This window comes from Sphaerisporangium album (genome assembly GCF_003323745.1).
Lineage (GTDB): Bacteria > Actinomycetota > Actinomycetes > Streptosporangiales > Streptosporangiaceae > Sphaerisporangium > Sphaerisporangium album.
Map to the genome: position 1 here is coordinate 509,069 of NZ_QOIL01000001.1, position 14,725 is coordinate 523,793.

Here is a 14,725-nt window from a genome sequence, read left to right on the forward strand (position 1 = left end):
CGCGTGCGGGGCGTGCCGGGCGGCCTACCGTCCCGCGTGCCGGATCACCGGATCCGGCCGCCGGCCGCAGCGGGGTGTTCGCCCCCGGGCCGCCGTGCGGGAGGCGCGGCCACACGCTGGGCCTCCCAGCCGGGGCGTCCCGGCCTATACGGTGAGCGGCAGCGATCATTCGATTACCGGGTGTGGATACATGACGCCGTTCTCCTGGCGGGCGGGCCTGTCGTCGCCGTTGGCCCTTGTGCTGTTCGCCGTCCCCGCGGTGGCCGTCTTGGACGCGTCCGCCGCGGAGACCGCCGGGCGGGCGCGCACGCGCGTCCAGGCGGCTCCGGACGCCGGGCCGCGCGCCGGACGGGAGCCGGCCGGTGGGGCGGTCACGCGGGCGGGCAGGGTGTACTACGTGGACGCCCGCGAGGGCGACGACGACGCGTCCGGCGCCGCCCCGGGCAAGGCCTGGCGCTCGCTCGCCAAGGCGAGCCGCGCCCGCCTGCGTCCGGGCGACGCGCTGCTGTTCAGGCGGGGCGGCGCGTGGAAGGGCACGCTGACGCTCAGGGGCGCGGGCACCGAGGCGCGGCCCATCATCGTCGGCGGCTACGGCGAGGGGGCGCGGCCGGTGATCAGCGGGCGGAAGGGCGACTGCGTGCTCGTCGAGGGCTCACGGCTGCGCGTCTCCGACCTGCGGGCCCACGACTGCGGCTGGGCCGGCTTCCGCGTCGACGGCCGTCGCAACGACCTGCGGGACGTGTACGCCGACGGCAACGTGGCGGGCGTGTGGGTGACCGAGCGCGGCGCGCACAACGTGATCCGCAACAGCCGGATCGTCGGCAACGACCGGATGAGCGTGGACGACGACGTGGCCGACAACGACTCCGGCGCGTTCGGCGTGCTGCTGAACGGCGACGACAACCACGTGATCGGCAACCTGATCGCCGGCAGCTACGCGCCGAGTCACGACTACGTGTACGACGGCGCGGCCGTGGAGGTGTACGACGGGGATCGCAACGTCATCGCCCGCAACGTCGCGCGCGACAACGAGACCTTCACCGAGCTCGGCCACGGGCCGGGCGGCACCGCCGAGGACAACCTGTTCGCGACCAACGTGGTGACCTCCTCGCACAGGCGTGGGTCGTTCCTCATCACCCGCGGCCCGGGGCACGGGGTGGGGCCGGTCGAGGGGACGGTGGCCGTCGGCAACTCGGTGTACCTCAGCGGCCGGCACACGATCGGCGTCTCCTGCGCCGACGGCTGCTCGGGCGGCATCCTGACGCTGCGCAACAACGTCATCAAGGTCGGGGGGCCGGTCGGTTTCGAGGACGGCAAGGGCGTCGACGACGCGGGCGGCGTCTACGACGGCCGGCGGGGGAGGTTCTCGCCGGGCGATCGGTCGGTCCGGGCGGACCCGAGGTTCAGGACGCGCCACGACCTGCGGCTGCGCGCCGGCTCCCCGGCGATCGGCCAGGGGGTTCCGCTCGGGCCCTCGTGGTACGGCGGCGCGGCGCTGGCCGTGGACGCGGTGGGACGGCCCATCCCACGGTCCAAGAACCCGGACGCAGGCGCGTATCAATACTGATTTGGAATTATTTCGGACATAACTTCGGAACGTCCGCGAAACCTACGTCCAGCACGCTGTGTGGCGTGGTCTCGTAGATGAAAGAAATACCAGGTCGGCCCGTATAGGGGACCGGCCGTGGATGCACGTGCGCGAACAGAGGTGGTGACGATGGTGCTGCGGGTTCGAGTCTCGCTGCCCGACCGTCCGGGTGTCCTCGGGCAGGTGGCCCGGGCCTTCGGTGTCCTCGGGGCGGACATTCTCCAGGTCACGGTGCTCGAACGGGAGGGCGGCCGGGCGATGGACGACTTCACCCTCTCCTGGCCGGGCGGGTTCGCCGCCGCCGAACTGCGCGAGCGCCTGGCGATCGTGCCCGGGGTGCGCATCGAAGGGGTGTGGCCGACCCGCGAGGTTCCCGGAGTGAGCCCCGACTACGACCTGCTGGGCCACGTCGCCTCCGACGCCGAGCGGGCGTACGTCACCCTGGTCGACGCGGTCCCCGACCTGGTGAGCGCCCAGTGGGCGGTCGCGGTCGACTCCCGGACGGGCGCGGTGGTCCACGGAAGCTGGCAGGCGCCCGGCGTGGACGAGATGCCCGACCTCACGCCGCTGCGGCCGGCGGCGTTCAGCGAGGGGCCGCTGCACCTGCTGAGCCTGCCCGTGAAGGACGCGGGCCTGCACCTGGTCGTCGCGCGCTCGGAGGGCCCCGCGTTCCACCAGGTGGAGCTGGACAAGGTCGTACGGCTGGTGGACATCGTCACCCGGCTCGCCGCCTCGACGGCGGACCGCACCGTCGCGTGAGCTTCGGTGCGCGGGGAGCGTCAGCGGCGGGGCGGGTCGATCCGGTTGCCCTCCAGGGTGAACAGCATGAGCCGGCTGAGGTCCACGGCGACCCGGCCGTGCTCCCCGGCCCGCCAGACCGGCCGCGAGCCGAGCCGCACGACCAGATCCGCCCTGCGGTGGTGACCGCTGCCGGACGGCGCGTCCTGCCGTTCGACGGGCTCGTCGCCGGTCGACATCAGGCGGCGCATCATCGAGCGGATCAGGCCGCCGCCGGCCCCGTTGCCGTTGCCGTCGCCGGTCCCCTGAGGCTTGATCAGGTCGGGCTCGGGGGCGGGCACCGCGGGGATGCCGACCTCCAGATAGGCGAGCCACTCGTGGCCGTGGTACTCCAGCGTCCTGACCCGGCCGCTGAAGAAGGGCCCGTCGGTGCCCTCGCCGACCGGCGTCAGCCCGTCCGGGCGGATGCCGACGATGATCTGGCTGCCGGTGTGCTGGGAGACGGCGTAGGCGCGCGGATCGGTCCACGGCATCGTGATCTGGTGGAGGCCGAAGTCCAGCAGGATGTACTGGTTCTGCGGGGTCCGCACGGTCGCCGACAGCAGGTTGAGCTGCTGGGAGCTCAGGAACGCCGCCACGAACGCGGTCGCGGGGTCGTTGTAGATCTGTCCGGGGGTGCCGACGTCCTGCAGGACGCCGCGGTTCATGATGGCGATGCGGTCGGCCAGCGTCAGGGCCTCCACCTGGTCGTGCGTCACGTAGATCGTCGTGACGCCCAGGGCGCGCACCAGGGACGAGATCTCCATCCGTAACTCGGTGCGCATGCCCGCGTCCAGGTTGGACAGCGGCTCGTCCATGAGGAACAGGGACGGCTGGCGGACGATGGCCCGTCCCATCGCGACCCGCTGGCGCTGGCCGCCCGAGAGCGTTCCAGGGCGGCGGTCGAGCGTCTCGTCGATGTGCAGGGCCCGGGAGAGCTCGACGACCCGCTCCCTGACCATGGCCGGGTCCGCCTTGGCGATCTCCAGCGGGAAGGACAGGTTGCCGCGGACGGTGCGGTGGGGGTACAGAGCGCCGTTCTGGAACACCATCGCGACGTCGCGGTCGCGCGGGGCGAGGTCGTTGGCGATGCGCCCGTCGAGGTAGAGGTCGCCGGAGGTGATCTCCTCCAGGCCGGCGATCATGCGGAGCAGCGTGGACTTACCACAGCCGGAAGGCCCGAGCAGGACGAGAAGTTCTCCCTCTTCCGCTCGCAGACTCATGCGATCGACCGCGAGATGCCCCCCGGGGTACACCTTTGTCACGCTGTCGAGAACGACGGTACTCATCGTCACTCGTTCCTCCCGGGCATCGAAACCCGGATCCAGCCGTCAATGTGATTGATGAGGTAGTACATCGCGTCCCGGGCCACCGTGTCCATACGTGGGGTGAGAAATCGCTCATCTGCTGGTTACTTGACCGTTGGCTGTTCTTTGACGTCAGGACAGACGCAAACGCGGCGTGTCACGGCATGAGGACGGCCATGCGCGAAGCGGGTCGCGGGGCGGGGGATCGAAGCAGTTAACGGCATCGCCGTGACGGCGATGTCACAAATTGCAGAAAGTTTCCGAAAGGTCTTTCATCTCGGTTCACATCGCTGTTACGTTCCGCGTACCCGGTGATGCCGCTCGCCTTCGGGGACGCGGGCGGCGTCCGCCGTCCCTCTGGCAATGAAGCTGAGCAAGGAGTGCACAACATGCGGCGAGGCATCTCGGTCGCGGCGGCAGCCGCGGCGCTGGCGCTGGCGGTATCCGCCTGCGGTGGCGAGGACACCCCCCAACAGTCGGCCGCTCCCGCCCCCTCCGACCCCGCCGCCGTCTCCGGAGAGGTGACGTGGTGGGACACCTCCGACGCGACCAACGAGGGTCCCGTCTTCAAAGAGCTCAAGGCCGACTTCGAGGCCAAGTACCCGAAGATCAAGGTCAACCACGTCAACGTCCCCTTCGCCGACGCGCAGAACAAGTTCAAGACCGCCGCGCAGAGCGGGTCGGGCGCACCGGACGTGCTGCGCGCCGACGTCGGCTGGGTGGCCGAGTTCGCCTCCCTCGGCTACCTCGCGCCCCTCGACGGCACCCCGGCTCTGGACCAGCCCGAGGACTTCCTGCCGAGCCCCGCCGGCAGCGGCAGGTACAACGACAAGACGTACGGCGTCCCGCAGGTCACCGACACCCTCGGCCTGCTGTACAACAAGGAGCTGCTGAAGAAGGCCGGCCACGACGCCCCGCCGAAGACCTTCGAGGAGCTCAAGACGGTCGCCCAGGACGTGAAGTCCAAGGCCGGAGCCGATGGCCTCGCCCTCAACGTCGACGCCTACTTCCTGCTGCCGTTCATCTACGGCGAGGGCGGCGACCTTCTCGACGTCACCACGAAGAAGATCACCGTCGCCTCGCCGCAGTCGGTGGCCGGCCTCAAGGTCGTCGAGGACCTCATCAAGTCGGGCGCCGCGGCCAAGCCCGCGATCCAGGACAGCTACACCAACGCGGAGACCGCCTTCAAGGAAGGCAAGGTCGCGATGATCTTCAACGGCCCGTGGTCGAACACCGACAACCTCGGCGGCAAGGTCTTCAAGGACAACCCCGACAACTTCGGCATCGCCCCCGTGCCGGCCGGCTCGGTCAAGGCGGGCGCCCCGACCGGCGGCCACGACTACACCGTCTACGCCGGCTCCAAGAACCTGGACGCCTCGTACCTGTTCGTGCGGTTCATGGACTCCGCCGAGAGCCAGGCCAAGATCGCCGGCAAGCTCGGCCTGCTGCCCACCCGCAAGTCCGCCTACGACATGCCCGAGGCCCAGGGCAACGCGATGATCGGCCGTTGGAAGGAGCCCATGACCGCCGCCGTCGAGCGTCCCTGGATCCCCGAGGCCGGCCAGCTGTTCCAGCCGCTCGTCGAGGGCTACCAGAAGCTCGCCACCGGGGGGACCACCAGCGACGCCATGGCCCAGGACGTGGCCAAGGCCTACCAGGGCCTGCTCAAGGGCTGGAGCCTGTGACCGATGACGACGCAGGTCGTTGACGGAACGGCCGCGGGCGCGACCGCCCGCGGCCGTGCCCGCGGCCCGAGGTCCCGGGGAAGGGCCGGCGGGTTCCTCTCCCGGCACTGGTACGCGTGGGCCATGTGCGCGCCGGTGGTCATCGTCACGCTCGTGCTGATCGGCTACCCCCTGGTGCGCGGCGTCTACCTGTCGCTCACCGACGCGACCGAGGCCAACATGGGCCGGACGATCGGGATGAACACCATCCCCTCGACGTACGAGTTCGTCGGGCTCTCCAACTACACCGCGATCGTCACCAGCGGCGAGTTCCTGTCCCGGCTCGCCTGGACGATCACCTGGACCGTCGTCTGCGTCGCGCTGCACTACGGCATCGGGCTCGGCCTCGCGCTGCTGCTCAACCGGCCCCTGCGCCTGCGCTCGCTGTACCGCATGCTGCTCGTGCTGCCCTGGGCCGTGCCGGCGTTCGTGTCGGCGTTCATCTGGCGGTACCTGCTCAACGGCGAGTTCGGCGTCGTCAACGCGATGCTGCGCGCGGCGGGGTTCGGCGGCCTGGACTGGCTGGACGACCCCTTCTGGGCGAAGGTGTCGGTCATCGCGGTGAACGTCTGGCTCGGCGTGCCGTTCATGATGCTCGCGCTGCTCGGCGGCCTCCAGGCCATCCCGCGCGAGTTGTACGAGGCGGCCGAGGTCGACGGCGCGACGCCCTGGCAGCGCTTCAGGCACATCACCCTGCCCGGGCTGAGGCCGGTCTCCAGCACGGTGGTGCTGCTCGGCACGATCTGGACCTTCAACCAGTTCCCGGTGATCTACCTGGTCACCCGGGGCGGGCCGGGCGGGTCCAGCGAGATCCTCGTGACCTACGCCTACCGGCAGGCGTTCGAGGGCATCCGCAACTATTCGGGCTCTGCGGCGTGGGGCGTGCTGATCCTCGTCCTGCTCGTCGTCATGGCCGTCGTCTACCGCCGGGCGCTGCGCAGGCAAGGGGAGGCGTGGTGAGCACATCCGACACCGTTGGCACGGTGGGCACAGCGGGCACCGTGGACAGGGCGATCCCGGGCGGCCGACGCGCGACCGGCGGCCGGGGCCCGCGGAGCGCGGGCGCGTCCCTGGCCCTGCACGCGACGCTGGTCGTGGCCAGCCTGGTCGCGGTCTTCCCGGTCGCCTGGCTCGTGCTGACCTCCCTCAAACCGAGGGACGCCTGGCAGTCCACCACGGTGCGGCTGTTCGACGACCCGAGCCTCGCCAACTACGCGCAGGTGCTCGGGGACACCGCGTTCCCGCGCTGGCTGTTCAACTCGCTGCTCGTCGCGGCCCTGACCACCGTGCTCGGCGTGGTGCTGTCGGCGACCACCGGGTACGCGGTCAGCCGCTTCCGGTTCCCCGGCTTCCGCTCGATCATGTGGATGCTGCTGGTCACGCAGATGTTCCCGGTGGCGATCCTCATCGTCCCCATCTACAATCTGCTCGCCGGCCTGGGGCTGATCAACCAGTTCCCCGGCCTGGTGATCGCCTACCTCACCTCCACGGTGCCGTTCTGCGCCTGGATGATGAAGGGCTACTTCGACACCGTGCCCGTCGAGATCGACGAGGCGGGGCGGGTGGACGGGCTGACGCCGTTCGGCACGTTCTGGCGCCTCATCCTCCCGTTGTCCAGGCCCGGCCTCGCGGTCGCGGCGTTCTACTCCTTCATCACCGCGTGGGCGGAGGTGGCGTACGCGACGGCGTTCATGACCGGCGACGACAAGTACACACTGGCGGTGGGCATCGGGCAGTTCGTCGGCCAGCACAAGGCCGAGTGGGGCCTGCTCACCGCGTCCTCGGTGCTGATCGCGGTGCCGGCCGCGGCGGTCTTCCTGCTCGTCCAGCGCCATCTCGTCACCGGGCTGACCGCCGGTGCCACGAAGTCGTAACACGCCCGTGGTATCTGTTCCTGACATTTCAGAGAATCGGGGATTTGCAATGACCGACGCCGTCCGCGAAGCCCGTGAAGCGCGCGCGGCCACCCGCTGGTGGCGGGACGCGGTGATCTACCAGGTCTACGTCCGCTCGTTCGCCGACGGAAACGGCGACGGCGTCGGCGACCTGCTCGGCGTCCGCAGCCGGCTCGGCTACCTCGCCGAGCTCGGCGTGGACGCCATCTGGCTCACGCCCTTCTACACCTCTCCCATGGCCGACTTCGGCTACGACGTCGCCGACTACCGCGACGTCGACCCGATCTTCGGCACGCTCGCGGACGCCAAGGCCCTCATCGAGGACGCCCACCGCCACGGGCTGAAGGTCATCACCGACGTGGTGCCCAACCACACCTCCGACCGGCACGCCTGGTTCGAGGCCGCCGTCCAGGCCGGCCCCGGCAGCCCCGAGCGGGAGCGGTACATCTTCCGCCCGGGACGCGGCGAGGAAGGGGAACTGCCCCCCAACGACTGGGAGTCGGTCTTCGGGGGACCGGCCTGGACGCGGCTGCCCGGCGACGAGTGGTACCTCCACCTGTTCGCCCCCGCCCAGCCCGACCTCAACTGGGAGAACCCGGAGGTCCACGCCGAGTTCGAGGCGATCATGCGCTTCTGGCTCGACCTCGGCGTCGACGGGTTCCGCGTCGACGTCGCCCACGGCATGGTCAAGGAGGCGGGCCTTCCGGACATCGGCTCCAGCGGCCAGGTCGAGATGCTCGGCACCGCCGTCCTGCCCTACTTCGACCAGGACGGCGTGCACGAGATCCACCGCGCCTGGCGCCGCGTCCTGGACTCCTACCCCGGTGAGCGCATCGGCGTCGCCGAGGCGTGGGCGCCGTCCCAGGAGCGCCTCGCCCGGTACGTCCGCCCGGACGAGCTGCATCAGGCCTTCAACTTCCACTTCCTGAAGACCCCGTGGGACGCGGAGATGCTGCGCGCCGTCATCGACGAGTCCCTGGCCACCGTCGCCCCCGTCGGCGCGCCCACCACCTGGGTGCTGTCCAACCACGACGTCAGGCGGCACGTCACCCGCTACGGTGGCGGCGACCTCGGCCTGCGCAGGGCCCGCGCGGCCGCGCTGCTGATGCTCGCCCTGCCCGGCTCGGCCTACGTCTACCAGGGCGAGGAGCTCGGTCTTCCCGAGGTGCTCGACCTGCCGGAGGAGGTCTGCCAGGACCCGCAGCGGCTGCGCGACCCCGAGGCCGGCCGCGACGGCTGCCGCGTCCCCATCCCGTGGGCGCACTCCGAGCCGCCGTTCGGGTTCAGCCCGCCCGGCATCGAGGACACCTGGCTGCCCGTCCCGGCGGGCTGGGGGCCGCTCAGCGTGGAGTCGCAGCTCGCCGACCCCGCCTCCACCCTGTCGCTGTACCGCGCGGCGCTGCGGCTGCGGCGCGAGCACCCGTCCCTCGGCGACGGCACGCTGACCTGGGAGGAGTCGCCCTCGGGCACCCTCGCCTTCTCCCGGGGCGAGCGGTTCGTGTGCGCCGTCAACACCTCGGCGGACGCCGTCGAGCTCCCCTCGCCCGGCCGCCTGCTCCTGTCCAGCGCCCCCGTGGCCGAGCAGGACGGCGTCGTCCGGCTCGCCGCCGATTCCTGCGCGTGGTGGGCACGCGGTGATGCGTAAAGTAGCGGCCATGCACGGTAACGCCCGGCTTTCCGACATCGCGGCCCAGGCGGGCGTGAGCGAGGCCACGGTCAGCCGCGTGCTGAACGGCAAGTCCGGCGTGTCCGCGGCCACGCGCCAGCTGGTCCTCACCGCGCTCGACCTGATGGGGTACGAACGCCCGCAGCGCCTGCGCCAGCGCAGCAACGGCCTCATCGGGCTCGTCACCCCCGAGCTGGACAACCCCATCTTCCCGGCCTTCGCCCAGGCCATCGAGAGGTCGCTCACCCAGCACGGGTACACGCCCGTGCTGTGCACCCAGAGCCCCGGCGGCGCCCCCGAGGACGAGTTCACCGAGCTGCTGCTCGAACGCGACGTCAGCGGCATCATCTTCGTCTCCGGCCTGCACGCCGACACCACCGCCCGCATGGACCGCTACACCCGGCTCACCGACCGGGGCCTGCCCATCGTGCTGGTCGACGGCTACAGCGAGCACATCGAGGCGCCGTTCATCTCGCCGGACGACCGGCTGGCGGCGCGCCTCGCCGTCCAGCACCTGGCCGACCTCGGCCACGAGCGCATCGGCCTCGCGCTCGGCCAGCGGCGCTTCGTCCCGGTCATCAGGAAGATCGAGGGCTTCACACAGGCCATGTCGCAGCTCCTCGGCGTCTCCGACTGCGAGCCGCTGATCCAGCACTCGCTGTTCTCGGTCGAGGGCGGCCAGGCCGCCGCGGGCGCGCTCCTCGGACGCGGCTGCACCGGCATCGTCTGCGCCAGCGACCTCATGGCCCTCGGCGCGATCCGCGCCGCCCGCGAGCGCGGCCTGTCGGTGCCCGGCGACGTCTCGGTGGTCGGCTTCGACGACTCCCCGCTCATCGCCTTCACCGACCCGCCCCTCACCACGGTCCGCAAGCCGATCGGCGCCATGGCCACCGCCGCCGTCCAAACCCTTCTGGAGGAGATCAACGGCGCCGCGCCCAAGAACACGGAGCTGATCTTCCAGCCGGAGCTGGTGGTCCGGGGCAGCACCGGCTCCGGTCCCCGGATCAACCGCTGAGGTCCCCGCGCCGAGTGCCCGCGATCAGGCGGTTCTCAGCCGTTCGCGCAGCTCGTCGACGTCGGAGACGAACCACACGTGCCGTCCCCTGTTGCTCTCCACGACCAGGGCCCGCAGCGCGGAGCTGGCGGCAGTGTGCCGGGAGATGTCGCCGACCACGGCCATGGCGAGCCCGTATTGGACGAACTTCTGCATGACCTCCCCGGCCACGCGCGTGCTCAGGCGGAAGAACGCGTCGTCGAGCCGCCCGACGGGCACGGCCACCCACCGCGCCTGGCGCCCGAACGCATCCCCGATGACGTCCGTGGCGTCCCGCTCGCCGCGCAGCGGGGGCCCGTCGGCGGCGCACACCAGCACAGGCACGCCGTGCATGTCCACCAGTTCGTCAGGCACGGCGCTTCTCCGGGGCGCGCAGAAACTCCAGGATCCTGGACGTCTGCCCGAGCGGGAGGTGACCGGCGTCGGGTGGCCCGCCGGCGACGGCGAAGGTCTCGCCCTGACGGGTGGCGAGCCGCAGGTGCTCGCTGGGCACCGGCCAGTGCGCGAGATACGCCCGGTACCGCTCCTCGACGGCCCGCGCGCCCTCCTTGGACTTGTAGATCACTGCTTCTCCTTCACCATCACCGCGACGAGCCTGAGCAGCTCGGCGGTGTCGTCGGGGCTTCCTATAAGGATGATCTTCAGCTCGGCGCGTTCCTCGTCGTAGATCGTTTCGACGCGCAGGCGTTCGTCGTCCTCGGTGCGGCCGGCCGTCGCGGCCATCAGCATGGTGCTCAGGCGATCCATCGCCTCGCGGCCGATCGCCTCGACGCGCACGACGCTCGACGCCTCGGCCCGGCGACGCCGCCCGGCCGTCTCGGCGGCGGGCGGCGCCACCGGATACCCGGTGAACGCGTCCAGCTCCTCCCGGGGGATCCTGTACTGCTTCCCGATGCGCACCGCCTTCAGCCGCCCTTCACGGACGTAGGCGCGCACGGTCTTGACGTGCAGCCCCAGCAGATCGGCCACCTGCTGAACGGAGTACGGCGGTTGATCCACGCCAAACCTTCCCTGAAATTCCCTTACGTCAGCGAAGGTACCCTAACAGGGCCGATGAAGGGGAGATTAGGGAAGGATAAGCCTCAAATCGCACGCCGGGAGGACCGGTGAGGATACTGACATGATCGCCGCGACGCCATCTCTTGAGGGCGGGTACCTCGGTGTGGCGTTCGACCGATGACCGAGTATTGGGAGAACAGCATGAACCTTCATGAGCCCGTGCCCGCCGGTGAACCCTACGACGTGGTGGTCATCGGAGGCGCGGGGGTCGACACCACCGTCTACGTGCCCGAGCTGCCCCTGCCGTACGCCGACACCTATGCCGTGCCGCCCGTGATCGACCGCATCGGCAACACCGGCAGCGGCGTGGTCCTGGGATGTCACGCGGTCGGCATGCGCGCCGTGCTCCTCGACCTCATCGGCGACGACCCCCAGGGCGCGCTGATCCGGAACCACTTCGAGGCCCGGGGCGTCGGCTTCGCGTGGGCCGTGGTCCCCGAGGGGACGCGGCGCAGCGTCCTGCTCGTCGGCCCGGACGGCAGGCGGACCTCCCTGTTCGACCCGCGCTTCGCACCCGGCCAGCGCCTGCCCCGTGACCTCTATCTCCCCGCGATCCGCCACGCCCGCCACGTGCATCTCTCGATCACCGATTTCTCCCGCCACCTGTACCCCGACCTGCGCGACGCCGGCGTCCCGGTCTCGACCGATCTGCACGACTGGAACGGCGGCGACGACTACCACAAGGACTTCGCCCACGGCTCCGACCTGGTCTTCCTGTCGGCGACCAAGCTGGACGACCCCGCCGCCGTCATGCGAGACATCCTCACGCGCGGACGCGCGACCCTGGTCGTCTGCACGTCCGGCGCCAAGGGCTCCTACCTCCTCGCCGATCCGACCGCGCCCCCCGTCCACGTCCCCGCCGTCGAGCCCCCGGCTCCGGTGATCGACTCCAACGGCGCCGGCGACGCCTACGTCTCGGCCTTCCTCTACGGCCACCTCCAGGGCCTCCCCCCAGAAGCCTGCGCCCGCCTCGGCGCCGTAGCGGGCGCCCACGCCTGCACCACCGAAGGCACCCACGAAAACCCCATAGACGAGAAGACCCTGCTCAGCCGCCTCGACCAAAGAAACGACCCGACGACTTAGCGGCCCGGTCTCCGAAAGGTCCTCAGGCTATGAGCCCCAGCGGGCAGGGCCTTGTGCTCGCGCGCCAGGCCCGAAGTCTCCGCGAACCGGCCGGCATCGAAGGCCGGGAGACCGGCACTCGCTGATGAGCGTGCTCATGTGGTGCCGAAGTGCACCGCAGCGTGGATCTCGCTGTTAGGACGGGGCCCGGCCGGGCAGTTGGGACGCCATCGTTGCTGCCGGGGTGGCCGGGTCGAGGCCTGCTTCGGCATGCCTGAACACTAGGCAGGTCGACATGGACAGTGTGCGCACGTTGGTGCCCGCGCGGCTGGATCGGTTGCCGTGGTCGCGGTTCCACACGCGGCTGGTGGTCGCGCTCGGGGTCGCCTGGGTGCTGGACGGGATGGAGATCACGATCGCGAGCGCGATCGGGTCGGTGTTGCAGGACAAGCAGACGCTCAGCCTGTCGGCGGTCGAGGTGGGGTTCACGGCGACCGTCTACCTGATCGGGCAGGTCGCGGGCGCGCTGGTGTTCGGACGGCTGTCGGACCGGTTCGGGCGGCGCAGGCTGTTCATCCTCACGCTGGCGCTGTACCTGGCGGCCAACGGCATCACGGCCTTCTCGCCGAACCTGGCGTTCCTGTTGTTCTTCCGCTTCTTCGCGGGCGCGGGCATCGGCGGCGAGTACGCGGCGATCCACTCGGCGATCGATGAGCTGATCCCGTCGCGGTACCGGGGCCGGGTGGACCTGGCGGTGAGCGGGACGTACTGGCTGGGCGCCATCATCGGCACGGCCAGCACGTACATTCTTCTCAACCCCGACATCCTTCCCGTCGACCTCGGATGGCGCATCGGCCTGCTGATCGGCCCGGTGCTCGGGGCGATGATCTGGGTGCTGCGCCGCCACCTTCCCGAGAGCCCGCGCTGGCTGCTCATGCACGGCCGTCACGAGGAGGCCGAGCGGGCCGCCGAGTCGGTGGAACGGGCCGTCGCCGCGAGCGGGCGCGAGCTGCCGCCCGTGGACGAGGACCGGGCGATGGAGCTGCGGCCGCACGGCTCGCCGACGTACCGGGAGATCGCCCGGGTGGTGTTCCGTGAGTACCCGACCCGGACGATCCTCGGGCTGACCATGATGATCAGCCAGTCCTTCCTCTACAACGCGATCTTCTTCACGTACGTGATCGTGCTCAACACGTTCTACGGCGTCTCGCCGAGCGATTCCTCCAAGTACCTGCTGGCGTTCGCGGTGGGCAACCTGGCCGGGCCGTTCATCCTCGGGCCGCTGTTCGACACCATCGGGCGCAGGCCCATGATCTCCAGTACGTACATCGTTTCGGGCGTGCTGCTGGCGATCACCGGCTGGATGTTCCAGCAGCAGATGCTGAACGCGACCACCCAGACGATCCTGTGGTCGGTGATCTTCTTCATCGCCTCGGCGGCGGCCAGCTCCGGCTATCTGACGGTCAGCGAGCTGTTCCCGCTGGAGATCCGCGCGCTGGCGATCGCGCTGTTCTTCTCGGTGGCGCAGGCGTTCGGGGCGCTCGGCCCCACGATCTTCGGCGCGCTCATCGGCGACCAGGACCACCCCGACCCGACCCGCCTGTTCTACGGCTACCTGTTCGCCTCGGCGCTGATGGTGGCCGGCGGCCTGGTGGCGTGGTTCTTCGCGGTGAACGCCGAACGCCGCTCGCTGGAGGACCTCGCCCCGTCCCTGTCGATGCTCGACGCCCAGAAGGCCATGACCTGAGGACGGCGGCGCGGCCCGATGGCTCCGGGGGGCGGAGGCCGGCACGTGGTCCCAGGCCGGGTCATCCTGGGACCACGTGCCGTTTCGCGCGGGGACGCGGCCGGCGGCTATATGTGGCAGATGATGGCCAGGCAGCTTTTCACGGTGATGTCGTCGATGACCGGGCCGTGGTGTCCGGGGACGGTGCTGAGGAATTCGACGGTCGTGGACAGGCCGGTGGCGATGAAGGTCACCTTCTTTCGCACGTATCCCATGTCGGTGGAGCTTCTGCCGGTGACGTCGAAGGAGAAGTCCTGCGCGGGCTCGCCGCCTATTCGCACCACGCCGCTTTTCACCGCGGGCTCGCCGCCGGGATCTCCCGCGAGCCGGTAGGCGATCTCGTACTTCACCAGAGGAAGAGTGCCGAAGGTCTGCGTTATCGCGCCGGGGCCCGAGCCGTTCAGGTCGAGCGCCTGGACTCCCTCCGCCGCCTGCCAGAAACCCCTGCCGGCCAGGTCGACGCTGCCGCCGCCGACCGTCCACGCGCCGATCGCCCGCCCGGCGGCGAAGGTCCGGAAGGAGCCCGGCCCGACGGCCGGGGTCTCGAAGCCGCCGTTGAACCGGACGGTCGTCGCGTCCGCGGGCGCGCCCGTGACCGTCGCGAGGGCCGCGAGCGCCCCCACCATTCCCGTCCCCGCCCGCACCCGGCGCGCGAGCGCGCGAAAAGACCTTCTGCTGGAGTCACTGGAATCAACCGGCGCCGTCACGAACAGGGAGATTAGCGTCCGGCCCGCGCCCCTTCCGGCCCCGCGCCTTTGGGCCGCGTCAACAATTCTCCGGGGGATGTCAATATAGAGCGTCTCTCAC

General features: G+C 70.5%; 14 protein-coding genes. 9 read left to right on the forward strand and 5 right to left on the reverse strand.

Annotation, left to right across the window (positions count from 1 at the left end; translation table 11 throughout):
* Window positions 1–190 precede the first annotated feature (190 nt).
* A complete protein-coding gene (locus tag DQ384_RS02190) occupies window positions 191–1,567 on the forward strand; it encodes a right-handed parallel beta-helix repeat-containing protein (protein ID WP_114026926.1) in 1,377 nt (458 codons plus the stop codon).
* A 150-nt stretch (window positions 1,568–1,717) separates the two neighbouring features.
* Window positions 1,718–2,347, forward strand: coding sequence for an ACT domain-containing protein (locus tag DQ384_RS02195; RefSeq protein WP_114027051.1), 630 nt, complete (start codon window positions 1,718–1,720; stop codon window positions 2,345–2,347).
* A gap of 20 nt (window positions 2,348–2,367) precedes the next feature.
* Here DQ384_RS02195 and DQ384_RS02200 read toward each other — a convergent pair whose 3' ends face one another.
* Window positions 2,368–3,588, reverse strand: a complete 1,221-nt coding sequence (locus DQ384_RS02200; protein ID WP_245966190.1) for an ABC transporter ATP-binding protein — start codon at window positions 3,586–3,588, stop codon at window positions 2,368–2,370.
* Between the two features lie 473 nt (window positions 3,589–4,061).
* Between DQ384_RS02200 and DQ384_RS02205 the strand changes: the two genes are divergently transcribed.
* From DQ384_RS02205 to DQ384_RS02225, 5 genes are read left to right on the forward strand one after another with little or no spacing between them, the layout of a single operon-like run.
* Window positions 4,062–5,357, forward strand: a complete 1,296-nt coding sequence (locus DQ384_RS02205; protein WP_114027052.1) for an extracellular solute-binding protein — start codon at window positions 4,062–4,064, stop codon at window positions 5,355–5,357.
* 3 nt (window positions 5,358–5,360) lie between these two features.
* Window positions 5,361–6,356, forward strand: coding sequence for a carbohydrate ABC transporter permease (locus DQ384_RS02210; RefSeq protein ID WP_114026928.1), 996 nt, complete (start codon window positions 5,361–5,363; stop codon window positions 6,354–6,356).
* Entirely contained in the window at window positions 6,353–7,270 is a 918-nt protein-coding gene (locus tag DQ384_RS02215) for a sugar ABC transporter permease (RefSeq protein ID WP_245966191.1), read from the forward strand. Before DQ384_RS02210 ends, DQ384_RS02215 begins: the two co-directional genes overlap by 4 nt.
* A 49-nt stretch (window positions 7,271–7,319) precedes the next feature.
* Complete coding sequence (locus DQ384_RS02220) at window positions 7,320–8,936, forward strand: glycoside hydrolase family 13 protein (protein ID WP_114026929.1); 1,617 nt, start codon at window positions 7,320–7,322, stop codon at window positions 8,934–8,936.
* Window positions 8,937–8,946: 10 nt separating this feature from the next.
* Window positions 8,947–9,972, forward strand: a complete 1,026-nt coding sequence (locus tag DQ384_RS02225; protein WP_114026930.1) for a LacI family DNA-binding transcriptional regulator — start codon at window positions 8,947–8,949, stop codon at window positions 9,970–9,972.
* Between the two features lie 24 nt (window positions 9,973–9,996).
* Here DQ384_RS02225 and DQ384_RS02230 read toward each other — a convergent pair whose 3' ends face one another.
* The 3 genes from DQ384_RS02230 to DQ384_RS02240 are packed head-to-tail and all read right to left on the reverse strand — an operon-like array spanning window position 9,997 to window position 11,010.
* Window positions 9,997–10,365, reverse strand: a complete 369-nt coding sequence (locus tag DQ384_RS02230; RefSeq protein WP_245966192.1) for a DUF4180 domain-containing protein — start codon at window positions 10,363–10,365, stop codon at window positions 9,997–9,999.
* Window positions 10,358–10,576: a hypothetical protein gene (locus tag DQ384_RS02235; protein ID WP_114026931.1), complete on the reverse strand. Its 219-nt coding sequence runs from the start codon at window positions 10,574–10,576 to the stop codon at window positions 10,358–10,360. Before DQ384_RS02235 ends, DQ384_RS02230 begins: the two co-directional genes overlap by 8 nt.
* Entirely contained in the window at window positions 10,573–11,010 is a 438-nt protein-coding gene (locus tag DQ384_RS02240) for a helix-turn-helix domain-containing protein (RefSeq protein WP_114026932.1), read from the reverse strand. The genes DQ384_RS02235 and DQ384_RS02240 overlap by 4 nt, the downstream gene beginning before the upstream one ends.
* 201 nt (window positions 11,011–11,211) lie before the next feature.
* Between DQ384_RS02240 and DQ384_RS02245 the strand changes: the two genes are divergently transcribed.
* Entirely contained in the window at window positions 11,212–12,153 is a 942-nt protein-coding gene (locus tag DQ384_RS02245; protein WP_114027055.1) for a carbohydrate kinase family protein, read from the forward strand.
* A gap of 274 nt (window positions 12,154–12,427) precedes the next feature.
* Complete coding sequence (locus DQ384_RS02250; RefSeq protein WP_114026933.1) at window positions 12,428–13,879, forward strand: MFS transporter; 1,452 nt, start codon at window positions 12,428–12,430, stop codon at window positions 13,877–13,879.
* 107 nt (window positions 13,880–13,986) lie between these two features.
* On the opposite strand, the gene DQ384_RS02255 is transcribed toward DQ384_RS02250, so the two are convergent.
* Entirely contained in the window at window positions 13,987–14,625 is a 639-nt protein-coding gene (locus tag DQ384_RS02255; protein WP_220182728.1) for a choice-of-anchor C family protein, read from the reverse strand.
* Window positions 14,626–14,725: the final 100 nt, after the last annotated feature.